The organism is Undibacterium pigrum (assembly GCF_003201815.1).
GTDB classification, from domain to species: Bacteria; Pseudomonadota; Gammaproteobacteria; order Burkholderiales; family Burkholderiaceae_D; genus Undibacterium; species Undibacterium pigrum.
In genome coordinates this window covers 250,257-276,807 of the sequence record NZ_QJKB01000003.1, presented here as the reverse complement: position 1 = coordinate 276,807, position 26,551 = coordinate 250,257, and the positions used below count along the sequence as shown (strand labels likewise).

25 protein-coding genes are annotated in these 26,551 nt (G+C 49.3%); 15 read left to right on the top strand and 10 right to left on the bottom strand.

Going from position 1 to position 26,551, the window contains the following annotated elements; translation table 11 throughout:
• Window positions 1-24 precede the first annotated feature (24 nt).
• The 5 genes from coaE to ispB all read right to left on the bottom strand — a co-directional run bounded on the left by coaE (window position 25) and on the right by ispB (window position 5,823).
• On the bottom strand, window positions 25-639 hold the full coding sequence (coaE, locus tag DFR42_RS12155; RefSeq protein WP_110255246.1) for a dephospho-CoA kinase: 615 nt from the start codon (window positions 637-639) through the stop codon (window positions 25-27).
• Complete coding sequence (locus tag DFR42_RS12150; protein ID WP_110255245.1) at window positions 618-1,517, bottom strand: prepilin peptidase; 900 nt, start codon at window positions 1,515-1,517, stop codon at window positions 618-620. The genes coaE and DFR42_RS12150 overlap by 22 nt, the downstream gene beginning before the upstream one ends.
• The gene (locus DFR42_RS12145) at window positions 1,517-2,761 is read right to left on the bottom strand and encodes a type II secretion system F family protein (RefSeq protein WP_110255244.1); all 1,245 of its coding nucleotides are present in this window, start codon (window positions 2,759-2,761) and stop codon (window positions 1,517-1,519) included. The genes DFR42_RS12150 and DFR42_RS12145 overlap by 1 nt, the downstream gene beginning before the upstream one ends.
• Window positions 2,762-2,776: 15 nt before the next feature.
• Window positions 2,777-4,507: a type IV-A pilus assembly ATPase PilB gene (pilB, locus tag DFR42_RS12140; RefSeq protein ID WP_110255539.1), complete on the bottom strand. Its 1,731-nt coding sequence runs from the start codon at window positions 4,505-4,507 to the stop codon at window positions 2,777-2,779.
• Between the two features lie 335 nt (window positions 4,508-4,842).
• The gene (gene ispB / locus DFR42_RS12135; protein ID WP_342766843.1) at window positions 4,843-5,823 is read right to left on the bottom strand and encodes an octaprenyl diphosphate synthase; all 981 of its coding nucleotides are present in this window, start codon (window positions 5,821-5,823) and stop codon (window positions 4,843-4,845) included.
• A gap of 262 nt (window positions 5,824-6,085) precedes the next feature.
• Here ispB and rplU point away from each other — a divergent pair, with 262 nt between their 5' ends.
• The 4 genes from rplU to proB all read left to right on the top strand — a co-directional run bounded on the left by rplU (window position 6,086) and on the right by proB (window position 9,481).
• Window positions 6,086-6,397: a 50S ribosomal protein L21 gene (gene rplU, locus DFR42_RS12130; RefSeq protein WP_110255243.1), complete on the top strand. Its 312-nt coding sequence runs from the start codon at window positions 6,086-6,088 to the stop codon at window positions 6,395-6,397.
• A 48-nt stretch (window positions 6,398-6,445) separates the two neighbouring features.
• Window positions 6,446-6,712, top strand: a complete 267-nt coding sequence (gene rpmA / locus DFR42_RS12125; RefSeq protein ID WP_110255242.1) for a 50S ribosomal protein L27 — start codon at window positions 6,446-6,448, stop codon at window positions 6,710-6,712.
• A gap of 252 nt (window positions 6,713-6,964) precedes the next feature.
• Window positions 6,965-8,077: a GTPase ObgE gene (obgE, locus tag DFR42_RS12120; RefSeq protein WP_110255241.1), complete on the top strand. Its 1,113-nt coding sequence runs from the start codon at window positions 6,965-6,967 to the stop codon at window positions 8,075-8,077.
• Between the two features lie 285 nt (window positions 8,078-8,362).
• The gene (gene proB, locus DFR42_RS12115; protein WP_110255537.1) at window positions 8,363-9,481 is read left to right on the top strand and encodes a glutamate 5-kinase; all 1,119 of its coding nucleotides are present in this window, start codon (window positions 8,363-8,365) and stop codon (window positions 9,479-9,481) included.
• A 66-nt stretch (window positions 9,482-9,547) separates the two neighbouring features.
• On the opposite strand, the gene DFR42_RS12110 is transcribed toward proB, so the two are convergent.
• Both DFR42_RS12110 and DFR42_RS12105 read right to left on the bottom strand, forming a co-directional pair.
• On the bottom strand, window positions 9,548-10,057 hold the full coding sequence (locus tag DFR42_RS12110; protein ID WP_110255240.1) for a CNP1-like family protein: 510 nt from the start codon (window positions 10,055-10,057) through the stop codon (window positions 9,548-9,550).
• 3 nt (window positions 10,058-10,060) lie between these two features.
• Complete coding sequence (locus DFR42_RS12105; protein ID WP_110255239.1) at window positions 10,061-10,651, bottom strand: RNA pyrophosphohydrolase; 591 nt, start codon at window positions 10,649-10,651, stop codon at window positions 10,061-10,063.
• Between the two features lie 224 nt (window positions 10,652-10,875).
• On the opposite strand from DFR42_RS12105, the gene DFR42_RS12100 reads away from it, so the two are divergent.
• The 4 genes from DFR42_RS12100 to DFR42_RS12085 all read left to right on the top strand — a co-directional run bounded on the left by DFR42_RS12100 (window position 10,876) and on the right by DFR42_RS12085 (window position 14,872).
• Window positions 10,876-12,612, top strand: a complete 1,737-nt coding sequence (locus DFR42_RS12100) for a proline--tRNA ligase (protein WP_110255238.1) — start codon at window positions 10,876-10,878, stop codon at window positions 12,610-12,612.
• A 203-nt stretch (window positions 12,613-12,815) separates the two neighbouring features.
• On the top strand, window positions 12,816-13,334 hold the full coding sequence (locus tag DFR42_RS12095; protein WP_245936958.1) for a lytic transglycosylase domain-containing protein: 519 nt from the start codon (window positions 12,816-12,818) through the stop codon (window positions 13,332-13,334).
• 152 nt (window positions 13,335-13,486) lie between these two features.
• Window positions 13,487-14,182: a hypothetical protein gene (locus tag DFR42_RS12090; RefSeq protein WP_110255237.1), complete on the top strand. Its 696-nt coding sequence runs from the start codon at window positions 13,487-13,489 to the stop codon at window positions 14,180-14,182.
• A gap of 15 nt (window positions 14,183-14,197) precedes the next feature.
• The gene (locus DFR42_RS12085; RefSeq protein ID WP_110255236.1) at window positions 14,198-14,872 is read left to right on the top strand and encodes a hypothetical protein; all 675 of its coding nucleotides are present in this window, start codon (window positions 14,198-14,200) and stop codon (window positions 14,870-14,872) included.
• A 158-nt stretch (window positions 14,873-15,030) separates the two neighbouring features.
• Here DFR42_RS12085 and DFR42_RS12080 read toward each other — a convergent pair whose 3' ends face one another.
• The 3 genes from DFR42_RS12080 to ffh all read right to left on the bottom strand — a co-directional run bounded on the left by DFR42_RS12080 (window position 15,031) and on the right by ffh (window position 18,239).
• Window positions 15,031-15,822, bottom strand: coding sequence for a PDZ domain-containing protein (locus DFR42_RS12080; RefSeq protein WP_110255235.1), 792 nt, complete (start codon window positions 15,820-15,822; stop codon window positions 15,031-15,033).
• A gap of 362 nt (window positions 15,823-16,184) precedes the next feature.
• A complete protein-coding gene (locus DFR42_RS12075) occupies window positions 16,185-16,592 on the bottom strand; it encodes an SWIB/MDM2 domain-containing protein (RefSeq protein WP_110255234.1) in 408 nt (135 codons plus the stop codon).
• A 279-nt stretch (window positions 16,593-16,871) separates the two neighbouring features.
• Entirely contained in the window at window positions 16,872-18,239 is a 1,368-nt protein-coding gene (ffh, locus tag DFR42_RS12070; protein WP_110255233.1) for a signal recognition particle protein, read from the bottom strand.
• A gap of 417 nt (window positions 18,240-18,656) precedes the next feature.
• On the opposite strand from ffh, the gene DFR42_RS12065 reads away from it, so the two are divergent.
• The 7 genes from DFR42_RS12065 (at window position 18,657) to DFR42_RS12035 (ending at window position 26,509) form a co-directional block, all read left to right on the top strand.
• The gene (locus tag DFR42_RS12065) at window positions 18,657-19,805 is read left to right on the top strand and encodes an ABC transporter substrate-binding protein (RefSeq protein ID WP_110255232.1); all 1,149 of its coding nucleotides are present in this window, start codon (window positions 18,657-18,659) and stop codon (window positions 19,803-19,805) included.
• A gap of 201 nt (window positions 19,806-20,006) precedes the next feature.
• Entirely contained in the window at window positions 20,007-20,978 is a 972-nt protein-coding gene (locus tag DFR42_RS12060; protein WP_211324283.1) for an ABC transporter substrate-binding protein, read from the top strand.
• 103 nt (window positions 20,979-21,081) lie between these two features.
• Window positions 21,082-21,900, top strand: coding sequence for an ABC transporter permease (locus tag DFR42_RS12055; RefSeq protein ID WP_110255231.1), 819 nt, complete (start codon window positions 21,082-21,084; stop codon window positions 21,898-21,900).
• Window position 21,901: 1 nt separating this feature from the next.
• Window positions 21,902-22,720: an ABC transporter ATP-binding protein gene (locus tag DFR42_RS12050; RefSeq protein WP_110255230.1), complete on the top strand. Its 819-nt coding sequence runs from the start codon at window positions 21,902-21,904 to the stop codon at window positions 22,718-22,720.
• Between the two features lie 79 nt (window positions 22,721-22,799).
• The gene (locus tag DFR42_RS12045; protein WP_110255229.1) at window positions 22,800-23,258 is read left to right on the top strand and encodes a cache domain-containing protein; all 459 of its coding nucleotides are present in this window, start codon (window positions 22,800-22,802) and stop codon (window positions 23,256-23,258) included.
• Window positions 23,259-23,264: 6 nt separating this feature from the next.
• Window positions 23,265-25,097: a sensor histidine kinase gene (locus DFR42_RS12040; protein ID WP_110255228.1), complete on the top strand. Its 1,833-nt coding sequence runs from the start codon at window positions 23,265-23,267 to the stop codon at window positions 25,095-25,097.
• A gap of 62 nt (window positions 25,098-25,159) precedes the next feature.
• A complete protein-coding gene (locus DFR42_RS12035) occupies window positions 25,160-26,509 on the top strand; it encodes a sigma-54-dependent transcriptional regulator (protein ID WP_110255534.1) in 1,350 nt (449 codons plus the stop codon).
• Window positions 26,510-26,551: the final 42 nt, after the last annotated feature.

Sequence of the window (26,551 nt, the reverse complement as noted above, 5' to 3'; positions counted from 1 at the left end):
TTGTTGCTTTTGGCACGCAAATACTTACTTGCTGATATCTGCAAGCTGCAGATACTGTTGATGCAGACGTAAAACTTCTTCGCGTATATTTTTCAGATCACCATCATTGACGATGACATCGTCTGCCGCATTCAATCTGTCCTGTCGCCGGGCCTGATTGCGCATGATGGCTTCTACCTGTGCCCTGCTTAACTGATTACGCGACATGACGCGCCTGATCTGCGTCTCTTCATTACAATCAACCACCAGAATACGATCCACGCGCTGTTTCCAGTTGCCAGATTCGACCAGCAGCGGGACCACGAAAATACGGTAGTCCCCCCTGGCTTCTGCTGCCAGGCGTTCGGTTTCTGAACGGATCAAAGGATGGAGTATGGCTTCCAGCTTATGTTTTTGTTCCAGACTGCCAAACACCAGCTGGCGTATGGCAGCCCTGTCCATGGCACCATCTGCCGCGATAAATTCACTACCAAATTGCTCACGTATAGCGGGAATAGCCAGTCCACCTGGCATGGTCAACTCATGGGCAATCAGATCAGTATCAATGAGTGCCGCACCCAGTTCAGCGAACATATTGGCAATAGTGGTTTTTCCACTGCCTATGCCGCCTGTCAGGCCTAGTGAGAAATTGCCAGCCATTGATTGCTGCTTAAATAGATATTCACGATGTCCTTGCCCCAAATCAGTGCAATCAAGCCGGCACCTGTCAAATAAGGGCCAAAAGACATTTCTGTGCTCCAGCCGGTCTCTTTGCCCCAGCCCATTCTGGAAATCAAGATTTGTGTAATGCCTATTGCGGCACCAACACAGCAAGACAGCAAAATGATGACAGGTAACACTGTCCAGCCCATCCATGCCCCTAAGGCTGCGAGTAATTTGAAATCACCGTAGCCAAAGCCTTCTTTACCTGTCAACAGTTTATAAGCCCAATAAACCGACCATAGCGACAGGTAGCCAGCGCAAGCGCCTAAAACTGCATCCTTGAGAGGGACAAAATTGCCATTGAAGTTCACCAGCAAACCTATCCACATCAAACTCAGGGTCAGGTCATCAAGCAATAACTTATGGTCAATATCTATAAAAGTCATGGCGATCAGGAACCATACAAACACGACTGCCCCCACGCCTGCCACACCACTGCCAAAATGCCAGATCATGGCCGCAGAAAGCAGGGCGGTCAATGCCTCGATAAGGGGATAGCGTATGGATATTTTTGCCTTGCAGCCCGTGCACTTGCCACCAATCACCAGGTAACTGATGACGGGTATATTTTCCATGGCTGTAATCTGATGGCCGCAATGCGGACAAGCAGATCTGGGTAGCATGAGGTTGAATTTATCCTGATGCGGCAATGCTTCTTTGCGTTGCTCAGCGACAAAATTATCCACCTCACGCAAATAGATTTTGGGTAAACGATAAATCACTACATTCAAAAAACTACCTATGAGCAATCCCAATAGCCCGAAGGCTATTGTGGACAAATAATCATGCGGTGTTGCAAATAGTAGTACTTCCATTATCCCGCAACCGAACCCATTTTGAAGATAGGCAAGTACATGGCAACCACCAGGCCACCAATGACCACACCCAGAATCACCATAATGATAGGTTCCATCAGGCTGGACATGGCAGCCACGGCTTCATCGACCTCTTCTTCATAAAAGTCGGCCACCTTACCCAACATGGAGTCCAGCGCACCAGATTCCTCACCAATCGCCACCATTTGCGTAACCATGGATGGAAATACATTCGAGTTTTGCATGGCAACGGTCAGGCTGGTACCTGTGCTGACTTCAGTTTGTATCTTGATCGTGGCATCCAGGTAGACCGCATTGCCTGATGCGCCGCCCACAGAATCCAGGGACTCGACCAGTGGCACACCCGCTGAAAACATGGTGGCCAGTGTGCGTGTCCAGCGGGCAATCGTTGCCTTTCTGATTACTGCTCCAAAAATTGGCGCCTGCAGCAACAGTCTGTCCATGGTTCGCTGCATCTGTAAAGAGCGTCTCCATGTCTGGAAGAAGAAATATATACTGCCAAACGTGATACCAAAAATCAGATACCAATACTGGACAAAAAAGTCTGATATAGACATGACAAAAAGGGTAGGTGCTGGCAATTCTGCACCGAAACTGCTGAAAGCCTGTTTAAAAGCAGGAACCACCCAAATCATGATAACTGCGGTAACAAGAAAAGCGATGGACAAAATGGCAATAGGATAAGTCAATGCCGACTTGATCTTGGCCTTGATCGCCAGCGTTTTTTCCTTGTAAATGGCAAGTCGAGTCAGCAAGTCTTCCAAAATACCTGCTTGCTCACCAGCGCCCACCAAGTTGCAAAATAACGGGTCGAAATATAGTGGAAACTTACGGAAAGCAGCGTTCAGGCTGGTGCCGGTTTCCACGTCACCACGAATATCCTGCAATAATTTGGAGACAGATGGATTGCTATGGCCTTTGGACACAATATCAAAGGACTGCAACAAAGGCACGCCAGCCTTCATCATTGTTGCCAATTGACGGGTAAACAAGGTGATATCCTTGTCCGTAATTTTTTGGCCAGAAGTATAGCTTTTCTTCTTTAACTTAGTAACCAGAATACCTTGTCTGCGCAATGTGGCATTGACGATAGCTTCGCCCCCAGCGCGTGTTTCCCCCCTGACTACCTTGCCATATTTGTCTTTGCCTTCCCAGGCATACAGATGCTCTTTGATTTGTCCTGATTTTGCGGATTTTGCGGATTTCGCCAGATTAGTTGCCATATCATTATTCTCTTATTATTCGTTGGTACATCCGAGGACTTCCTCGAGGCTGGTCAGCCCCTGTTTGACTTTTAGTAATCCGGATTGCCGTAAATTTCTGATACCTTCTCTTTGTGCCTGCTCTTCCAGGTCCAGAGCACTGGCACTTGCCAAAATCAGGCGTTCCAGAGCTTCAGATATAGGCATCAATTGGTAGATACCTACCCGGCCCTTATAGCCGCCACCGTTGCAACGATCACAGCCTACTGGACCATAAGGTTTCCAGGTACCATCCAGGTCTTCATCCTTGAAGCCGGCTGCCAGCAATACTTCATCGAGAATTTCCACCGGTTTTTTGCAGGTACACAGGCGACGCGTCAGCCTTTGTGCCGTGATCAAAATAACGGATGAGGCAATATTGAAAGGTGCCACACCCATGTTCATCAGACGAGTCAGGGTAGCTGGCGCATCATTTGTATGCAGGGTCGAGAACACCATGTGACCAGTTTGCGCAGCCTTGATGGCGATGTCGGCAGTTTCTAGGTCGCGAATCTCACCGACCATGATTACATCAGGATCTTGACGCAAGAAAGATTTCAGCGCGGCAGCAAAGGTCAGGCCAGCTTTATCGTTGACGTTGACCTGGTTCACACCAGGTAAGTTGATCTCAGCCGGATCTTCAGCGGTGGAGATATTGATACCTGGCTTGTTAATGACATTAAGGCAGGTGTACAGGGAAACCGTTTTACCTGAACCCGTAGGCCCGGTAACCAGAACCATGCCATAAGGACGCTGGATGGCGTCAAGCAAAATTGCCTTATGATCAGGGTCATAGCCCAGGGCATCAATACCCATTTGCGCCTGGGAGCCATCCAGAATACGCATAACGATCTTTTCGCCAAACAGAGTGGGCAAAGTGCTCACACGAAAGTCGATGGATTTGCTGGCCGACAGTTGCAATTTCATGCGGCCATCTTGCGGAATACGTTTTTCCGAGATATCAAGTTTGGAGATAACCTTGATACGTGAAGACAGTTTATCTTTGATCGCCAGTGGTGGCTGCGCTATTTCCCTGAGTTCGCCGTCAACCCGGAAACGTATCCGGTAGAACTTTTCAAAGGGTTCAAAATGCAAATCTGAAGCCCCCATATTGATGGCATCAACCAGCATCTTTTGCAGGAACTTGACAACCGGAGCATCATCAATCTCGGTTGCCTGTGCTTCGGCAGCAGCGCCAGCACCCAGGTCATCTTCCTTGAATTCCAGATCAAACTCATCGCCGCCAATTTCATTGAGGCTTTGTTCCGAGGACTTGCCCAGTTTATCCAGCAATTTAACCAGAGCATCGTGTTGTACGACGATAATGTCTATCCCCAGGCCAGTTTGAAATTTGACTTGGTCCAGTGCAGAATTATTGGTCGGATCAGAAATCGCCAGGGAAACCTTATTGCCTTTTTTTGCCACCGCAAGCAGTCGTTGTGCCTGCATGAGTTTTTGATCCACCAGCTTATCCGGGATCAGGGACTCATTGATGACAGATAAATCCAGTAGAGGGTAGCCAAATGCATCAGAGCAAAATGTTGCCAGATCACGTGCACTGACTGTGCCACTTTGTGTCAGGGCATCAATAAAGCCTATTTTTTCTGCTTGTGCTTTTTTACTGACGGTTTCAACTTGAGCCTGCGTCAATAAATTAGCCTGCATCAAGGCTCTTGCCAAGCCTGGCGTTGCCATTTGGGGCGCTGAATTTGGTAGGACTGCGGACATAGGATCTTTTGAGTAAATTTGCCAATACATTCAGTTGCCTTATGATAATGCAACCAAGCCTGTTATTTGTAAAGTCGTTCCATAGTGCAGCCACACTGGATCAGACAAAAATTGCATTGTGGCTACAACGCCATCAGGCAATGAATCATTTTCGCCATTTTCGGCTCTGATTCATTACTTCTTTACTCTGTATAGATTGTTTTCAACTAAATAGCCATGCCAAATTTTTCAGGTTTTTTTTGCGTCTGTTAGTACAGATTTTGGGCAGCAATATCAGACTGCCCGATTTTGTAACAATCTGTTAGATCAGCGAAAATCCAGGAGAAATCCAAGTCTTAGTGATTTCTGCCAACGGCAAAGGCACACAGCTTGACCATTGCCTGTTTATACTGATTATCCTGCCAGCCTGAGATGGCAGTTGCTGCCCGGTCCGCTGCTTTGACAGCCTCATTTTGAGTATAGGCCAGAGCTCCAGATTGTGTAATCGCAGCCAGTATGGCATCGAACTTGGATTCATCACCATTTTCTATGCAGGCGCGTACCAGTTCTCTTTCTTCGGCAGTTCCGTTTTTCATTAAATAGATCAGTGGCAGCGTAGGTTTGCCCTCGCGCAAGTCGTCGCCTACATTCTTGCCTATGTCATCGGCATTGCCAGAGTAATCGAGTACATCATCTATCAATTGGAATGCCGTGCCGAGCGAGCGGCCATATTCTCCAGCTGCTTCAATCTCTGCCTGGTCAGCGCCAGCTATGAGGGCACCAATTTCGGCGGCAGCCTCAAACAGCTTGGCAGTTTTTGAACGTATTACCTGGAGATAACGTTCTTCAGTGACATCAGGGTCATGCATATTGAGTAACTGCAAGACTTCGCCTTCTGCTATCACATTTGTAGCATCCGCCAGGATTTGCATGATTTGCATGCTATTGATGGACACCATCATCTGAAAAGCGCGCGAATACAAAAAGTCGCCCACCAGGACTGAGGCAGCATTACCAAACAGGGCATTGGCGGTCTTGCGACCACGGCGCATGGATGATTCATCTACTACATCGTCATGTAGCAACGTGGCGGTATGGATGAATTCAACGATGGCGGCCAGTTCATGATGGTGTTTGCCTTGATATTGAAAGGCATTTGCCACCAGCAAGACCAGTACCGGGCGTATACGCTTGCCACCGGCGTTGATAATGTATTCGGCTATCTGGTTGACCAGGGCAACTTCAGAGTGCAGTTTGTTGCGAATGACTTGATTTACCTCGTTCATGTCGGAGGAAATCAGTTCTGTGATGGGGTTTTGGTTGTTTGTGGCAGACAAGGGGGAACCTGCTTAAAAATCCGGGATGACCGCGATTATACGATGCAGTGCTGGTATTTGCTTGAATTGCACCGGTTCTCTTGCGCCTCATCTATTTCCTGCTGGCAAATTGCCCGTTTACCATGGCTTTGCTGAAAAAATATGCAAATAGTCTTTGACGCGTCAGGCAGGATTATGTACAATTTGGGGTTTTCCCGACTTCCCAGGTGTATTTTTGTCTGGCGGGGAGAAAATCCCTAATTTTTATTTGATGAGGTTTCACATGTACGCGGTCATAAAAACCGGTGGCAAACAATATAAAGTTGTCGCTGGTGAAAAACTTAAAGTAGAACAGATACCTGCAGACATTGGCTCCGAAATCACCATTGATCAAGTGCTCGCTTTGGGCGCTGGTGAGACCATTAAGTTTGGTGCTCCATTGGTCGCAGGTGCTACGGTGCTGGCTAAGGTTATAGATCACGGTCGTCACGACAAAGTGCGCATTTTCAAAATGCGTCGTCGTAAGCACTATCAGAAACGTCAAGGCCATCGCCAAAACTACACTGAACTGCAAATCGTTTCTATCAACGGCTAATCTGTAGATCAGCAATCAATCTACCTGTATTTAAGGAGCTAATTAAAAATGGCACACAAAAAAGGCGGCGGCACCACGCGCAACGGTCGTGACTCAGAATCAAAACGCCTTGGCGTTAAAGTTTACGGCGGCCAAACTATCAATGCTGGCGGCATCATCATTCGTCAACGCGGCACACGCGTACACGCTGGTGAAAACGTAGGTATGGGCAAAGATCACACTTTGTTCGCTCTGGTTAACGGCAAAGTACAATTCGCAACTAAAGGTGCAGCACGTCACCAGTTCGCAATTGTTGTTGCAGATACAGCAGCGTAATGCTCTGAAGTAATTCAAAGCAGGGCGCAAGCCAGTATGATAAAAAGGCTCTGCCATCGGTAGGGCCTTTTTAGTTGGATCAGTCTCCGTTCCAGTTCATTGCGGCAATCCTTTACCGCAAGCTCACCTCTCCGTAAGCAACACTCTGCATGGGCAGTTTGGTATTGGCCCTTTTAATTTGAAGAAATCCTGTATAAATTTATTGTTCCATCAGGTTACAAAAATTTATACAAGCTTTTTTAGGTGGTAAAAATGAAATTTATTGATGAAGCCCGTATCGAAGTAATCGCCGGCGATGGTGGCAATGGTGTGGCATCCTTTTGCCGTGAAAAATTCCGCCCATTTGGCGGCCCTGACGGTGGCGATGGTGGTCGTGGTGGCAGTATCTGGGCAGTTGCTGACCGTAATATCAACACCCTGGTTGATTATCGCTATTCCAAATTGCACAAAGCCAAAGATGGTGAAAATGGCCGTGGTGCAGACTGTTATGGCAAAGGCGCTGATGATATCCGTCTGCGCATGCCGGTTGGCACCCAGATTTGCGACAGAAATACCGATGAAGTCATCGCTGATCTGACTGAACATGGCCAGGAAGTTGAACTGGTTAAAGGCGGCGAGGGTGGCTGGGGTAATATCCACTTTAAAACTTCCACCAACCGTGCGCCTCGTCAGCGCTCTGATGGTAAAGAAGGCGAACGTCGCGAATTGCGCCTGGAATTGAAGGTACTGGCTGACGTAGGTTTGCTGGGTTTGCCAAATGCTGGTAAATCGACTTTCATTACTGCGGTATCGAATGCGCGCCCGAAAATCGCTGATTATCCTTTCACGACCCTGCATCCTAACCTGGGTATGGTCCGTGTCAGTCATGAAAAAAGCTTTGTTATCGCCGACATTCCTGGTCTGATTGAAGGCGCTGCTGATGGCGCTGGCCTGGGCATACAGTTCCTGAAGCATTTGCAACGTACAGGCTTGCTCTTGCACATTGTTGATCTGGCACCGTTTGATGAAGCTGTTGATCCCGTCAAAGAAGCCAAGGCCTTGATCAAGGAATTGCGTAAATACGATGAAAGCCTGTATGAGAAGCCACGCTGGCTGGTACTCAACAAGCTCGACGTGCTGACCGAAGATGAGCGCAAGAAAAAGGTTAAAGACTTCATCAAGCGTTTTGCCTGGAAAGGCCCGGTCTTTGAAATCTCCGCCCTGAATCGCGAAGGTTGTGAAGAGCTGGTGACTGAGATCTATAAATATCTGGAAGAAAAGCGTACGCATGAACAGCGTTCGCAAGAAACCACGATGAAAGAAGAAGCGCAGGGCATTTTGTCCATTGATCCGGATGATCCGCGTTTTAAAGTAATAGAAGACTAAAGAAGATTAAAAAAACCTGGTGAAAGCCAGGTTTTTTTTCGTCTGCTATCTCCTGTTCATCAACAACCCATCAACTGCTTGGTACTTGCGAAGAATTGACTATCAATGTTTATTTTTTATATCAAAATAATTTCTTTTTAATAATAAAAATCTCATAAAAAGTAGAATATGGCTTTTAAATATGAATTAAATTTAGATTGCAATGATAGTATCCATATAAAGTATAATTTTGATTTGTTTGCCGCTTTACGCAGCAATATCACCAAATCACATTTTCACTTATTTATGCAATCTGTCATTCAGCAAGCAAAACGTCTGATTATCAAAGTGGGTTCATCCCTGGTCACCAATGACGGTAAGGGTCTGGATAAGCAAGCCATTGCCAAATGGGCTGCCCAGATTGCTGGCTTGCGTGCCATGGGCAAGGAAGTAGTGCTGGTCAGTTCTGGCGCTATCGCCGAAGGTCGGCAACGCCTGGGTTTTGACAAGCGGCCGACAGCCATTCATGAATTACAGGCCTGTGCCGCCGTAGGCCAGATGGGCCTGGCACAAATTTATGAAAGCAGTTTTCGCGAGCACCAGCTAGGCACGGCGCAAATCTTATTGACGCATGCTGACCTGGCCGACCGTGAACGCTATCTGAATGCACGTTCCACCTTGCTTACTTTATTACGCCTGGGCATAGTCCCCATCATCAATGAAAATGATACGGTGGTCACTGATGAAATCAAATTTGGTGATAATGACACCCTGGGTGCCCTGGTCGCCAATTTGATCGAAGGTGATGCTTTGATCATCCTGACTGACCAAAAGGGCTTGTACACCGCTGACCCGCGCAAAGACCCGAATGCTAGCTTCGTCCATGAAGCCAGGGCGGGTGACCTCGCATTGGAGGCCATGGCTGGTGGTGCAGGTTCCAGCCTTGGTAGTGGCGGCATGCTGACCAAGATACTGGCGGCAAAGCGTGGTGCCCGTTCTGGTGCACATACTGTTATTGCCTGGGGACGTGAAGAGAACGTCTTGCTGCGTCTGGCTCAGGGCGAGGCCATAGGCACGCAATTGATTTCGCAAATGGCACCGGTAGCGGCCCGCAAGCAATGGATGATGGATCATCTGCAGACTCTTGGCCAGGTTGTACTGGATGCCGGCGCAGTACAAAAACTGACCGGTGAGGGCAAGTCTCTGTTACCCATAGGTGTACTTGATGTGCGAGGTGAATTCAGTCGTGGTGCTGTGGTCACCTGCTGTGATGAAGCGGGTACACCGGTAGCCCGTGGTCTCAGCAATTATTCAAGTGCAGATGCACGCCGTATCAAGCGCCATGCTTCAACCGAGATTGAGGCCATACTTGGTTTTGTAGAAGAGCCTGAACTGATACACCGCGACAATCTGGTTTTACTGTAAATCTGGACAAAAAAACAGGCACTCAATTTACTCTTGAGTGCCTGTTTTCATGTGCGTAGCGTAAAATCAATAATACGTCATTTTCTTTCCGCGCAGCTTATCCACCAGGACACTGGCTTTGCCAGCTATCGTTTTGCCTTCACAGAAGTAGTCAGAGAACAAGGCCGCATGCTGTTTGTTGGCACCGGTATTTGTGATGCTATCCCACTGGTTGCGGCGCGAGCGTGACCATGTGCCATCAGGTCTGCCAAAGGCATACAGCTTGACCTGATATGTCTGGCAGCGCAGACCTTCATAGCTGATATTTTTGGCACCGCCAGAGCTGGTCGCAACCAGGCTATAACGGATAGTGCCGTCTGCCGCTACGATGAGAGAAGTAGTGTCAATCGCAAAAGACTGGGTAGGGCTCTTGTAAAAATTTAACAGGTTTTCAGCCTTTGGTGCCTCTGGCAATTGCAGGGCAACTTCGCGCCATTCCTTGTCATCTTCTTCCAGATCAGGCTCTGCCGCATGGGCAAAGCTGGCAGGCAGCAGTGCCAGGGAAATGATGATATGAGCTAGTTTTTTATTCAACATAAATTATTTCGATTCTTCCGGCTCGGTTTTCTTGCAATCCTGACTTTTTTGCGACTGCTGCGATTGTTGTGACTGCTGCTGGTTACGCAAATAGCGGTTGCGACTGGAGTTGGGGTGCTCGTTGCGGTGTACATAGCGTGACAATTCCTGCAGAGCCAATTGATACACACCGCGCTTGAATTCAATCACCACATCCAGAGGCACCCAATAGTCGTGCCAGCGCCAGGCATCAAATTCAGGATGCGTGCTGGCCCGCAAATTGACATCGCAATCACGGCCTATCATGCGCAACAAAAACCAGATCTGTTTTTGCCCGCGATAATGCCCGCGGATTTCACGCTTGATAAAATGATCCGGCACTTCATAGCGCAGCCAGTCACGGGTACGCCCTATGACTTTGACATGCTCAGGCAGTAAGCCGGTTTCTTCTTCGAGTTCCCGGAACATCGCCTGTTCAGGTGACTCACCATATTTAATGCCCCCCTGGGGGAATTGCCAGGAATGCTCGCGCACCCGCTTTCCCCACCAGACTTCATTGTTGGCGTTTAGCAAAATTATGCCAACGTTAGGGCGGAAGCCTTCACGATCCAGCATGTTCAACCTCAAAACTTTCTGTGGCTAAACGGCTTGCTCCTGCAATAGATAGCGTAGAGAGCGTTTGTTTCGTCGCAAAATACCGCGTTTTTCGACGGACAGCCCCCTGGGAGGCGAACAAATCGCAGTTTCCTTCATCAAATGTGCAAAGAGTGGGCGCATTAGCCAGCTAATCCTTTAAAATTGAGTTGATTATAACCCTCCATTTAAAAAGAATCACTGTCATGCGTGCTACACGATTTTTTATTTCCACACTGAAAGAAGCTCCTGCCGATGCCGAGATCGTCAGCCATAAACTGATGATGCGTGCAGGCATGATTAAACGCCTCGGTTCCGGTATCTATAACTACATGCCCATGGGCTTGCGCATCATCCGCAAAGTAGAGAATATTGTTCGTGAGGAAATGAATCGCGCTGGCGCGATCGAGATGTTGATGCCCGTCGTGCAACCAGCAGAACTCTGGCAAGAAACTGGCCGCTGGGACAAGATGGGGCCAGAACTCATGCGCGTCAAAGATCGCCATGGCCGTGATTACATCATCCAGCCCACTTCTGAAGAAGCGATTACTGACGTCATACGCACAGAAATTCGCTCTTACCGCCAGTTGCCGGTGAATTTTTATCACATCCAGACCAAGTTCCGTGACGAACGCCGTCCACGTTTTGGCCTCATGCGTGGTCGTGAATTCACCATGAAAGATGCTTATTCCTTTGACCGTAATGTCGAAGGCATGCAAAAGTCCTATGAAATCATGTACGACGCCTATACACGCATCTTCCAGCGCTTTGGCCTGGAATTCCGTGCGGTAGCTGCCGATAACGGCGCGATTGGTGGTTCTGGCTCACATGAATTCCACGTCATTGCCGACACCGGTGAAGACGCGCTGGTGTATTGCCCGACTTCTGATTACGCTGCCAATATGGAAGCGGCAGAAGCATTGCCTACGCAAACCAGTCGCCCAGCCGCTACCGCTGCGCTGACCAAGACTGCCACGCCTGGCAAAGCCAAGTGTGAAGATGTCGCGCAATTGCTCAATATTCCACTGGAAACCACGGTCAAGTCCATCGTGCTTGCAGTTGATGCTGAAAAAGACAGCGGCAAAGCGGCGCAAATCTGGCTCTTGCTGTTGCGCGGCGATCATGAACTCAATGAAGTCAAGGCAGGCAAGATCGCAGGCATGGCCAACTACCGCTTTGCTACCGAGGCTGAAATTGTCGAGCATTTTGGCACCAAGCCAGGTTACCTCGGCCCTATAGGTACAATAAAACCAGTCAATATCGTGGCTGACAGAACCGTCGCCAACATGACCGACTTTGTCTGTGGCGCGAATGAAGCTGATTTCCACTTCACCGGTGCCAACTGGGGTCGCGATCTGCCTGAGCCTGTGGTTGCTGATTTGCGCAATGTAGTCGCTGGTGATCCATCTCCAGATGGCAAGGGCGTACTGGCAATTCAGCGCGGCATCGAAGTGGGTCACGTATTCCAGCTCGGCACCCGCTATTCCGACGATATGAAAGCCACTTTCCTTGATGAAAATGGCAAGCCGCAATTGCTGCAAATGGGTTGTTACGGCATAGGAGTCACCCGCATTCTGGGCGCAGCGATAGAACAGAACTTCGATGACAAAGGCATCATCTGGCCAACGGCGATTGCACCGTTTGAAGTCGTCATCTGTCCTATGGGCATGGACCGCAGTGAAGCCGTCAAGACTGAGGCGGAATCCCTGTACCACGCCTTGCTGGCTTCTGGCATCGACGTCATACTGGATGACCGTGGCGAACGTCCTGGTGCCATGTTTGCCGACTGGGAACTGATAGGCGTGCCACACCGCATCGTCATTGGCGACCGTGGCCTCAAAGAAGGCAAGCTTGAATATCTGGGCCGTCGCGATACCGAAGCCAGCAATGTGCCTGTGGCCGAAATGCTGGCCTTCATCCAGGCCAAGATGGCAGCTAAATAAGCAGCAGGATGAAGTATTTTTTCTTGCGCTTTTGCGTCTGGTGCAAAGGAAGATTGAGCGGTAGCAGCAAGTTTGATTTGCAAGCCATGCAAGTCACACGAGTTATATGTGAAGGATGGAAAAAATCCATCCTTCATGCGACGATCTGCCTGTTGGTTTTTTCTGCTTTACCTGCGCAAGCCGGTAATCAAAAAGAAGAAGCCATGGCAGACTCTGTGCGTCTTGCGCTGGCTAAAGCCGTTTCTGATTCCACGCCACCCAAACCTACGTTTGCCAGCATAGAAGAACGTATCAAATACCTGACCTGGCAGGGAGAAATGGCGACCCGCCTCAAGCGCCGCATACCTGATTTGCAGACCCGCAAGGAATTGCTGGACGCCATCTGGTATGAATCCAAGCGCGCTGGTCTGGATGTCGCCATGGTCATGGGTTTGATACAGGTAGAGTCGGCTTTCCGCAAATATGCGACTTCTGTCGTCGGTGCGCGTGGCTATATGCAGGTCATGCCATTCTGGTCGCGCGTGATTGGTGACGGCGATGCGAAAAAGCTGTTCCAGATGCAGACAAACCTGCGTTATGGCTGCTCTATTTTGCGTCTGTATATCGATATGGAAAAGGGCGATCTTTATCTTGCTCTGGGCCGTTATAACGGTAGCCGTGGCCGTCCTGAATATCCCAAGGCAGTACTGTCCAACTGGAAGAATTGGGAATTCAACAGCTGATTCATTTACTGAGTAAAATCTGTATCACTCTTCAGGTAGCAATTGACGCTACTCCTGGGCTTGTAGAATAGGCCTTTGCATAAATCACGGGTCAAGTATGATCGGGCATTCCAGAATGCTCGATCATATTCAGAAATACACCAAGACCCGACATGCAGGCTCTCTTTTATCAAGAAGAATTTGGCAGCAAAGACTGGCGCAAGCTATTGCGCTCACGCTGGCAATTGCTGCTGACAGTATTGTTTGCCCATGTCTTGCTGATCATGCTCTGGCCAAGCCTCGTCAGGCATAAACATGAGATCAGCGCGCCACTGGCTTTTGCAGTTCGCATGCTGGAAGCTCCGGTGCAAGCCAAGCCGGAACAGCCTGTACCTGTGACAAAACCAGCGACGCCACCCAGTCAGATGCCGACGCTACTTAAACCCCGTACACCGCTCGTGCCGGATACTCCCAACATACCGGTTACCAGTGATACAGGTCCTGGCACTACAGTAAGCCCCATCCCGGTCACGAATACTGAAGCAAGCACGCCTGTATTAACTGGTGAGTCGCCTGTTGCCATCCAGCGTGACATCAGCAAAGTCATCAAGCAGGTAGAACGCGAAATGCCCAACCGCATCCTGACCGATATCAAGCCAGAGAAATCATCCATGGTGCAATTTGGTATTAACGTTGCCGCCGCTGCACGTCCCCGTGGCACCAGCTATAAGAACATCATCATGTCAGATGGCACAGCCATGACCAAGGTCACGACGCCGGCAGGTTCTTATTGTGTGATAGGTGCAAAACCCGGTGCGGATATCACCAAGGCGCCTGGCATACAGACTGTCAGTTGTGGCAGTTATTGAGGCGAGGGCAGATTCATGCTGGCAGTGTCTTATCGCCCGCTTGCTCAAGGCAATGAATGGCGTATATTGTTTGGAGTCCTCTTGTTTCACGCCGCCTTGTATATGCTGTGGCCGCGCTTGAAAGCGATGCACAGGGATGAATTGACGCAGGCAATTAGTGACAGCAATGGCAGCGATACCAACCTGATTTTTTTGAAACAGCCTGGACAAGAGAAACTGGCACCACGTTCACCAGCTACGCAGGATTTGACTGAGCCATCCCGTCAGAGCAAAACCATGCCAGCGCCACGACACAGTTCAGCTATCAGTGCCGCTGACCAGGTGGTTGTCAGTAGCCAGCAAGCATCGACTCATTCAGCCGAAAAAGAGCTGACAAGTCCCTCAACTGAAATTGCCATTACCCGTGACACGCGGGAGATTTTCAATGGACTGAGAAAAGACTTTCAGTACCGCGACCAGGTCAGTGTTAAAGCAGCACCCTCAGCGATGGGGAAATTTGGTGCAGCGGTCAAATCAGCATCTGCCATTATGCGTGACAGCTATAAACATGAAGTGCAGATTCTTGGTGATGGCAGGCCAGTGTCGGAAGTCACGACGCCCTATGGCACCTATTGCATAGCACATCGCAAACCGGGTGAAATTCTGGGCAATGAGCTGCCCGCTGTGCCTGGCGCTTGTGTCAAATTTTAATGCGAATTCAAAAGCAGAAAAAATGCCTGTGCCTACACTCAACATTCCTGTTACATTGCGCGTCAGGAAAATTCGCCTGTTTCGATGAAAAAACCTGCCTGGGATGTAAACGCACATCTGAGGCAGGTTTTCAATTTTTGAAGCGTACTCGCAAGGATTTAGCCAGCAGGCAGATTGATATCAAAGAGACGTTCAGTACCGTTTCTTATGATCTTCAAAGTATACTTTCCGCCAGGCGGGGTAGTTGCTCTTAATAGTTCAAGGGCATGTTTGGTATTGATTACCGTGGCTCCATTGATTTCGATAATGATGTCACCAGGCAAAATATTCGCTATAAAAGCGGGCGACTCTTCTGACACAATATCAACGATAACCCCGGTGTTGCGTTCCAGATTTTTTCTGATCTCAGGTGTCAGATCGACGACGAACAAGCCCACGCGTGGTTTTTTTGTCGACTTGACGAAGTAAATGGCTGCCTGGTTATACCGTTGCTGTTCAGTCGTGATGGGGACTACCGTAGTTCCATAAGTGGTGCTTGAACCAGAATAATTGGCGCTGCCCCCGGTGCCATTGACCGTTCCTGATGAATAAGTAGTTTTATTGTTGGGCAAGAAAAGAGGTGTCGTAATAGTTCTTGTTTCTGCAAACTTGGAAGAGAAGATGACCATGACTGCGCCATTTTGCTGGGACTGTTGAATGATGCCGCGGTCTGATTCTTTTTCTCCGTTGAAGGAAGACTCACCAATAACTAAATAGCCTTTTGAGCGGGCTATCTTGATATCTCTTGCCAGATTGTCTGACGCAAAAATTTGGGGTTTGTCATTCGGCGACAGTGTTTGCACATCTGTCAGTGTCTTCGCATCTGCATATGATTTGTAGAATTTCGTGTGACCGCTGGCGCAAGCGGACAGAATAAGAGTAACAGCCAGGAGGAGGATGCAACGTAGCATAAAGCGGGTTCCATTTTTGTTGGGTATTTATTGACGCAACATGCGGATGAGGTAAAGAATATAGCAAGCAGCTACGCTAGCACCAGGGACGTAACTGTAACCTCAAGGTCGGGCGCTATCTGATTTATTCGCAGGAAGCATCGCAGGGATTGAATATTTTATCAATTAATCTGTATGCTGACCACAGGCTTGCCCAGCTTATTTTAAGCTTGCTCGGCTTCGAAGCCATTAATTGCCTGCCCTTGAATTTCTGGGTTTAAAAACAAAAATGCCCGCGCGATGCGGGCATTTTTGTTTGGGATGGGACTAACTGCTTCCCTTAAGTTTCCCAAAGCAACTTCGGGAATCTCTTCCTGAAAAAATCAGGACAGATGACCGGAAATGAGTTTAGTCATTTCAAACATGGACACTTGTTTTTTGCCATCGAAAACGGCTTTCAACTTGTCATCCGCGTTGATGTTGCGTTTGTTTGCTTCATCTTGCAGTTTGTGTTTCTTGATGTATTCCCATACTTTTTTAGTGACTTCAGTACGAGGAATTGCTGCGGAACCGATGACTGCTGCCAGAACTGGGGAGATAGTCATAGGTTTCATGAACGCTGCATTTGGCTTGCGTGCTGCTGCTGGTTTGGCGGCTGCGGCTTTTTTAGGCGCTGCTGCTTTTGCTGCAGGTTTCGCTGCTGCAGCTTTTGGAGCTGCTGCTTTTGCTGCTGGTTTAGCCGCTGGTTTGGCTGCCGGTTTTGCTGCTGGTTTTTTTGGTGCTGTTGCCATAAATAGCCTCCTTCACAAATTTCGTGGACGGAGCTTTGATCGTTTTGAAAAGCTCCTGCATTGCGTCACTTCACGCATCGCTAATAGTGGTGCGGTTTTTACAGGGATGCAAGTGTTTTTTGCTGGAATTTCATGAAAAAGTGCAGGAATTTGCCTGTCGTTGGATTTAAGTCTAAAAAAATGCCGGATTAGCGCCATTTTGGCTGCTATCCGGCATTTTTTCATAGAGAGAAATGCGAACAGAAATACTGCGAAAATTTTAGCTGAATCTGGCAAAACTCAACGCTTGCCCGGCATCATTCCCTTCATGCTGCGCAGCATCTTCATCATGCCGCCACCTCGCAATTTCTTCATCATGGACTGCATCTGGTCAAACTGGGCCAGCATGCGGTTGACTTCCTGTATCTGTACACCAGCACCTGCTGCTATGCGGCGTTTGCGCGAAGCCTTGATCAATTCTGGCTTGGATCTCTCTTGTGGCGTCATGGAATTGATCATGCCTTCCATACGGCGCACCTGTTTTTCAGCCTGATCCATATTCGCACCGCTGGCGGCTTGTTGCATCTGTGCTGGCAGCTTATCCATCAGGCTCGACAACCCACCCATATTCTTCATCTGCGAAATTTGCATCTTGAAGTCATTCATGTCGAATTTGCCGCCATCCTTGATCTTGTGCGCCAGATCCTGTGCCGCAGCCACGTCCATGCCTTTTTGCGCTGATTCCACCAGCGCCAGGATGTCGCCCATACCCAGGATACGGTTGGCCATGCGAGTGGCATCAAAGGATTCCAGGCCATCAAGTTTTTCAGCTACACCGACAAATTTGATCGGTTTGCCGGTGATATGACGTACCGACAGGGCCGCACCACCGCGTGCGTCACCATCCAGTTTGGTCAACACCACACCGGTCAAAGGCAGGGCATCATTAAATGCCTTGGCGGTATTGACGGCATCCTGACCCAGCATGGCATCGACCACGAACAGGGTTTCTATCGGTTTGATGGCGGCGTGAACAGCAGCAATCTCCTGCATCATCGCTTCATCTATACCCAGGCGACCAGCAGTATCAACAATCAACACATCGTGGTAATGTTTTTTTGCGTAATCCAGCGCAGCCAATGCGATATCTACCGGTTTGTCAGTTGGCAGGGATGGAAAAAAGTCGGCACCAACCTGTGCTGTCACGGTCTGTAACTGACCTATCGCGGCAGGACGATAAACGTCGGCGGAAACGGTTAATACTTTTTTCTTTTTTTGCTCTTTCAGATACTTGGCCAGCTTACCGACGGTCGTGGTTTTACCCGCACCCTGCAAACCGGCCATCAGAATAATGGCTGGTGGCTGGCAGTTGAAACTCAGTTGGGATGCTTCTTCACCCAGGTCGGCACCCATCAGGGCAGCAAGTTCTTTTTGCACCACGCCAACCAAAGCCTGACCTGGAGTCAGGGAAGAAATGACTTCTTCACCCATGGCTTTTTCTTTGACACGGGCGATCAGTTCACGTACGGCTGGCAAGGCAACGTCGGCCTCCAGCAAGGCCATACGCACTTCACGCAACATGTCAGCGGTATTTGATTCAGTCAGACGAGCTTCGCCGCGCATGGTCTTGACGACTTTGGCGAGGCGCTGGGTAAGGTTATCGAGCATGTTTGCTTAGGAATTCTTAAGAAAAAATCAATAGGGCGGCGCTCACTGCTGTCTGTCACAGGCAGCAGTAGTAGCTCAGTAGCAGGCATTTTACCTGAACTGCTTGCAGACTCAGGCATTTCACACATTCTGGCAGGAGGATCATCTTAAATTTACACTTGAAATTCTGGAATTTCAGAATTATTGTGAATGCTTGTGCGAATTTCCAGACGCGTGAGGGATATTACGGATATATTTTGCTTACAAAATAGGCTAAAACGAGTCTACCAGCCTTCATTCATGCTTGGTATGAAGTCTGCTAATAAGAGTGCTATCCCAGAGCTTGCCACAAAATCAAGATGACATGGACACATCGCCATGACAGCTGAGTTTTGTCGCAGATTCTAAAAATAGACGCTCAATAATCTGGAGACAATCATGAGTCGACTTCATCGTGCCTGGCGCTTGCCACGCATACTTAGCCTGTGCACCCTGCTTGCTTTTTCTGGCTATAGCCAGGCAGAAGAGGGCGTCACTGACAATAGCATACTGATAGGACAAACTGTAGGCCTGACCGGACAAATTGCCGGGCCAGTCAAGGAAATGAATGCTGGCGCTGCGGCTTATTTTAATCACATCAACAAAAACGGTGGCGTGCATGGTCGCAAGATAGAGATGCATATCGTCGATGACAAGTTTGATCCTGCCATCGCCGCCAGCAATGCCGAGGCGCTGATCAAGAAAGACCATGTCTTTGCCCTGTTTCAGTGTCGTGGCACGCCGCATACCCAGGCCATTCTGCCTATCCTTGCCAGTAGCAAAGTGCCGCTGATTGCTCCCAGCACAGGGGCCGCGGTATTTCATAGTCCGGTCAACCGCTATATATTTAACGTCAGGGCCAAATACCAGGATGAAGTAAAAAAAGCCGTCGAACAGTTTTCTACCATAGGCTTGAAAGACATTGCCATCGTCCATGTTGATGATACTTTTGGTGGCGACGGTTTTGCTGGTTTTACCACCGCGATGGATAGCTTCAAATTGAAGCCTTCCCTGCTCAGTAAATATGACAGGGCAAAACCAGATGTGCCAAAAGTGATTGAAGATGTTGTCAAATCCCCGGCCAAGGCACTTATCGTCGTTGGTTCTGCAGCCACGGTCACTGACATTATCCGTGGCCTGCGTGCCAAAGGCAGTACCATACAAATCATGACGCTGTCGAATAATGCGTCGCAATCCTTTATCGATTCGCTGGGGCCGGTGGCGACAGGTATTATGGTTTCGCAAATCATGCCCGCACCGCACCTGGTCTCGAGTATCCTGGGGCAGGAATTCAAAACCATTGCCAAGGATAATGGCGTGGCACCTTCGTATGCTGCGATGGAAGGATTTGTCTCTGCCAAATTGCTGGTCGAAGGTTTGAAGCGTGCGGGTAAGGGCCTGACGCGGGATGGATTGATACGCGCACTGGAATCCATGCACAAGGTCGATCTGGGTGGTATCACCGTTACTTATAGTGAGCGTGACCACAGTGGCAGTGAGTTTGTGGATTTGACGATGATAGGCAAGGACGGCAAGTTTCTACGCTGACATCCGGGTTCGGTCAGCGCAGACTGTAAGTGCGAAAACACGGAATGCGCAGCGCAGTTAATCCGGGTTTTCGCATCAAGCCAGCTACATTCTGCATAGAAACCTGAATAAAATCAGTTGTTTACTTAAATTCTGATGCTGGCACAATACCTGCTAATCAGTACGCGTAGGAAAAAATCAAATCACATTCAGGAGACAACAATGTTTAAAAAGATTTTGCTTGCCAGTGTTATTAGTTCAGGCTTGTTTGCCAGCGTAGCCCAGGCACAGGAAGTCGTGCGCCTCGGTAATCTGAAATTTGCCCACTATGGCGCGGTATCCTATATCAAGGAAATCGCACCCAAATGCGGTATCAAGGTAGAAGAGCGCGTGTTCGCCAAAGGTCTTGATGCCATGCAAGCCGTTATCGCCGGTGAGCTTGATGTTGGCGCTGTGTCCTCTGAAGCGGTGATTTCTGCCCGTGCCAGCGGCACACCAATTTATCTGGTTGCCGGTTTTGCCAAAGGTGGCGCACGCCTGGTTGGCCGTGCCGATCTGGGCATGAAAACTGTCAAAGATTTGAAAGGCAAAAAAGTTGGTGTTACCCGTGGCGGTATTCAGGATATCTTGCTGGCCGCTGAACTGGCACAAAACGGCCTGACATATTCTGACCAGCCAGGCAAGGATGTGCAAATCATTTACCTTGGTTTCCCTGATCTGAATCAGGCTTTGCTGGGCAAGAACATCGATGCCATCATGCAATCCGAACCTTATTCTTCCCAGGCCATCAACAAGGGCTTTGGCAATGAAATCATCAAGCCTTATGACACTCCCATAGGTGAGCCTGTGCGTACCATGGTCATGACCGAGAAGTTCTACAAAGAGCGTCGCCCGGTCGCAGAAAAATTCATGCGCTGTTTTGTTGAGGCCACCAAGACCTTTATCGACAATAAAGAACTGGCCGAGAAATATGTGCGTGAAAACATGTTCAAGGGTCAGGTCAGCCATGAAGACTTCGTCAATGCCATAGAAAACTCGCCATATACCTATGACGTGACGGCAGAGCACATACAGATCACCACTGATCTGATGCAAAAATATGGCGTAGGCAAAATGGCCAAGCCACCCGTCGCCAAGGATTGGGTAAAAACCGATCTTCTGGAACAAGCCAAGAAAAGCCTCAACATAAAATAAGCATCAAGTAAGCATTAGTAAGTCTTTAGCTTGAGTAAAGGGTGAGCCCGCTTTTCTGAGCAAATTCTGCTCACCCGGCTCTTCAATTCTTGAAGGAAAAATCATGAAATTCAAATGGCGTGAAATTGGCGCGGGGCTGATCGTGCCCGTTATTCTGATCGCAATCTGGCATACGGTGACCACGATGGGGTTGGTCAATGCCCAGGTCTTGCCGACACCACTGGCCGTGGTAAAAAAATGGATAGAGTATGCCTCACCTTATGAAGCCAGGGATGCAGCAACAACCAGCTGGCTGGCCTGGGCTTTTTCAGGAGAATTGATACGCGACACCATGGGCAGTATGTACCGCGTGGTGGTGGGATTTCTGGTCGGTGCAGGTCTGGCCTTGCCGCTGGGTCTGGCCATGGGTTCCAGTCAAAGAATGTATGCCTGGATGAATCCCCTGATCCAGGTTTTGCGTCCGATACCGCCGATTGCCTATATCCCTTTGTCGATACTCTGGTTCGGCCTGGGTAATCCGCCTGCCATTTTCCTGATCGCGATAGGCGCATTCTTCCCGGTATTGATGAACACCATCGCCGGTGTCCGCCATGTGGATGGTATCTATATCAGGGCTGCCCGTAATCTGGGTGCCAGCCAGACCACCATGTTTGTACGCGTGATGCTGCCAGCAGCTGTACCTTATATCTTGTCTGGTGTACGCATTGGTATCGGGACCGCTTTTATCGTGGTCATCGTCTCCGAAATGATCGCCGTGAATAACGGCCTGGGCTTCCGCATACTGGAAGCGCGCGAGTATTTTTGGTCTGACAAGATTATCGCGGGCATGATGAGCATAGGCTTGCTGGGTCTGGCAATTGATCTGGCCATGAATAAACTGAATAATTATTTGCTGCGCTGGCACCGTGGACTGGAGAATTGAAATGAACTCTACTCATATTGAAACGAACCCTACCCATATTGACATCGTAGGCGTGAACAAGATCTTCAAGACCGCTGACAAAGAAGTCGTGGCCTTGCGCGATATCAATTTGGAGATACCGGAAGGCCAGTTCGTTTGCCTGCTTGGACCATCGGGCTGCGGCAAGTCGACTTTGCTGAATGCTATTGCTGGCTTTTCCTTGCCGACCTCCGGCCATATTATTGCCAATGGTCAAAAGGTCAATGCTCCCGGCCCTGACCGTGGCATGGTGTTCCAGGAATATGCACTTTTCCCCTGGATGACAGTCGAGCAGAATATTGCCTTTGGTCTGGAAATCAAGGGCATGGGCAAGGCAGAAATCCAGCAGCGAGTCGCCAGCCTGCTGGCCATGCTGGGTCTGAGTGATTTCAAGGCACGCTTTCCCAAGGACTTGTCCGGTGGTATGCGTCAGCGCGTTGCAATTGCCCGTGTATTGGCGCTGGATTCGCCTATTATGTTAATGGATGAGCCCTTCGGTGCACTGGATGCCCTGACACGCAGTAACTTGCAGGACGAGTTGTTGCGCATCTGGTCAGAACTGAAGAAAACCATCATCTTTGTGACACATAGTATAGAAGAAGCAATCTATCTGGCTGATCGTATCATCGTCATGACTTACCGGCCAGGTACGGTGAAAAAGGATTTGATCGTTGAATTGCCACGTTCACGTGATCCTTCCTCAACCGGCTTCAATGCCTTGAAACGTGAGCTGGGACAGTTGGTCATGGAAGAGCAGCAAAGACATCACAATGATGAATTGAAGATGGCGGCAGTAGATTGAGCAGTAAGTTGGAGGCAGGAAGTAAGGAGTAAGAAGTAGAAACACGGACGCGCCCATAAAAATCATAAGGAGAGACATCATGCTGAAATTCGTACGAATTGTAGTAGCGGGATTGGTTTTCTTGCTGGGCGCGTCCAGTCACGCGCAAAGTGCTCATGGCACGGCAACCGAGGCAGTCGCCATGGTGCAAAAAGTGATCGCCAGTATCAAGGCGAATGGCAGAGACAAGACTTTTGCTGACGTGAATAATCTGCAGGGGCCTTTCCGCGATCGTGACCTGTATGTCACCATCAATGACATGAATGGCAAGAACCTGGCTCACGGTGCCAATGCCAAGATGCAGGGTAAAGACTTGATGGATTTGAAAGATGCCGATGGCAAGCTGTTTGTGCGTGAGCGCATGGAGCTTGCCAAGACCAAGGGTAAAGGCTGGCAAGACTATAAATTCGTTAATCCTGTGTCTAAACAAATAGAGCAAAAATCCATGTACTTTGAAAAGTATGAAGACATTGTTATCAACTGCGGTATCTATAAGTAAGTACTTGTGACGGCGCCGCGTACTGACAGTGTCCTTCAACGACGCCTGATTTTTATCTGCGTGGCTGTGGTGAGCATTGCGCTGGTGCTGGCCAGCTATTTTGTCGCTGCCAGCATCGCCAGGGAAAATAACCGCCAGGCTGGAGACCGGCAATTGCAGATCATCGCTCTTGATATTGAGTCAGTACTGGAGCGTTATGAAACCCTGCCTTTTGCCATTTCTTATCTGCCACTGACGGCAGAGGCTTTGCTGCATAAGAACGATGCCAGTCAGATACAAGCCCTGAACCTGAGTTTGCAAGAGCTGGCTGAGCAAGCCAAGGTAGCGGCGATTTATCTCATGGACGTGCAGGGCAATACTATCGCCGCCAGTAACTGGAATACTGCACAAACTTATCTGGGACAGAATTTTGCCTTCAGACCTTATTTTTCTGAAGCACTGAAGCAGCTCAGGCCCGGTCATTTTTATGCGATAGGCAATACCACGAATATCCCAGGCTATTTTATTTCCCAGCCTGTCTATCCACCTGGTAGCAAACGGGGGACGCAGGCACCGATAGGGGTGATTGCCGTCAAAATCATTCTCAACGAATTTGAGCAAGCCTGGGGCAGTAGCGAAGAACCCATTGCACTCAGTGACAGACATGGCGTCGTCTTCCTGAGTAATCGCGGTTCCTGGAAATACCATAGCTTGCAAAGCCTGTCGCCAGCAGTGCAGCAAGATTTGAAGACGACTTTGCAATATGGTGGAAAAAATATAGAAGCAATCTCCGAGTTGCCTTTGGCAGAAAAAAAAGGCTTTGATGAATATTTGCAAAGGCCGATAGGGCGACTAAACTGGCAGTTAATGTTATTTCCCGATCAGGGCAAAGTCACGCGGGCGGGTTTGCAATCAGCCCTGGTAGTGGCTTTAATATTGGGAATCGCGCTGGCCTTTGCAGCCGTGCTTGATCAGCGTCGCCGCAGGCTGGAGGAGGGGCGGCTGGCACAACATGCCTTGAAGAAAGCAGCGGATGAACTGGAGCTGCATATTGCCGAGCGCACCCAGCAATTGACGCAGGCAAACGCAGAACTTGAAAACCGTTATCTGACACTCAAGCATACGGAAACCCTGTTGCGCTCTACCCAAAATGAAATGGTGCAGGCTGGCAAACTGGCCATGCTGGGCCAGATGGCGACCGGCATCACCCATGAATTGAACCAGCCACTGACAGCAATACGCGCCTTTGCCGACAACGCCATCACTTTCATGAACCGCGGCAAGGCAGAGCAGGCTTTGGCTAACCTGGAACATATCAGCCATGCCAGCGAACGTATGGGTAGCATCATTGCCCAACTCAAAGGCTTTGCCAGGAAAAGCCCGAATGCGATTGCCGAGGTCGATGTGCAGATGGCCATCCAGTCTGCTGTCAGCTTATTGCGTAGCGAAACTGACAGGCGTGGAGTTAACTTGCATGTGCGCGTGGCCGAACCCGTCAAAGTGCTGGGCGACACAGTCAGGATAGAGCAAGTCCTGATCAACCTGATACGCAATGCCCTGGATGCGGTGGAAAATAGTCCCGTCAAGGAAGTTGAAGTCCAGCTTAGTAATGTAGAGGGAATGGCGAAAATCAGTATCACAGACACTGGCACTGGCATACCCGAGCATGTGGCCGGGCATTTGTTTGAACCCTTTTTCACCACCAAGGAGATTGGGCATGGACTGGGTCTGGGCCTGGCGATTTCTTCGTCCATCGTGCAAGCCATGAATGGCAGCCTGGTGGCAAATAACCGCCCGGATGGCGGCGCTGAATTCACCGTTTGCATCCCGCTGGCGGCTGATCCGTCAAATCAGGACTGAGCAAGACTGAACAAGTCTGAGCGCGTACGACGTATATATAGTAAGGACAAGGAATGACAGAAATGCTGGCTATATTAATAGAGGATGAGCAGGCAGTGCGCCTGGCTACCACCCAGACGCTGGAGCTGGGTGGTTTCGAGGTACTGGCTTGTGCCAGTGCCGAACTGGCTGATACCCATATCAAGGCAGATTATGCTGGCATTATCGTCACCGATGTGCGCTTGCCCGGCAAGTCTGGCCTGGACGTACTGGAAAAAGTAAGAAGCATAGACGCAGAACTGCCTGTCATCATTATCACTGGCCACGGCGATGTCAGCATGGCAGTGGAGGCCATGCGTCATGGCGCTTATGATTTCCTGGAAAAACCTTTTGCGGCTGAACGCCTGCTCGACGCTTGCCTGCGCGCGCAGGAAAAGCGACGCCTGGTCATGGAAAACCGTAAGCTCAAATTATCCTGGCTGAACCATGCGACCACACCGGACTTGATAGGCCAAAGCCCGCAAATAGAAAAAGTCAGGAAATTCATACAAAGCATAGGTCCTACGCAAGTGGATGTATTGATCAATGGTGCGACCGGTTCCGGCAAGGAAGTGGTGGCGCGGCAATTGCATCTGGCCAGCGGCTGCAAAGGCGAGTTTGTTGCTATTAATTGCGGTGCTTTGCCAGAGTCTGTTTTCGAAAGCGAGATTTTCGGTCATGAAGCAGGGGCTTTCACCAGCGCCCAGAAACGCCGCATAGGCAAGCTGGAATATGCGCAGGGTGGCACGGTATTTCTTGATGAAATTGAAAGTATGCCGCTGAACCTGCAAATCAAATTGCTCAGGGTTTTGCAGGAACGCAGTCTGGAAAGACTGGGCGGCAATCAATCCGTTGCGCTGGATTGTCGCATCATTGCAGCGACAAAAACAGACTTGCTGAAACTTAGTGCGCAAGGGCAGTTCCGCGAAGACCTGTATTACCGCCTCAGCGTCATCACCATGCATTTGCCCAGACTCAATGAGCGGCGTGAAGATATTCCCTTGTTGCTGTCGTATTTCGTGCAAAGGGCAGCACTTCGTTATCAAAAGGATGTGCCACTCTGGTCAGCAGCGCAAATGCAACAGTGGATGCAGGCTGACTGGCAGGGCAATGTACGCGAGTTACGCAATTTTGCCGATCAACTGGTGCTGGGCGTGGCTGAATTTGCCGACCTGCCTGCATTGGCTGGCGAGCAGAAATCGCCAATCACCAGCGTCAATCTGCCTGAGAAACTGGATGCGTATGAAGCCAGTTTGATACAGTCTGCATTGGAAAAGAGTGGCAATAATGTTGCTGCCGCCGCCGAACTGCTGGGCATCCCCAAAAAAACTTTGTATGACAAAATCAAAAAATATCAAAAATCTTTGTCTTCGATCAATGCCGTGACTGGCTAGCGATAGCAAGTTGACGCCGCAGAATGTGCATAATCCAAATTT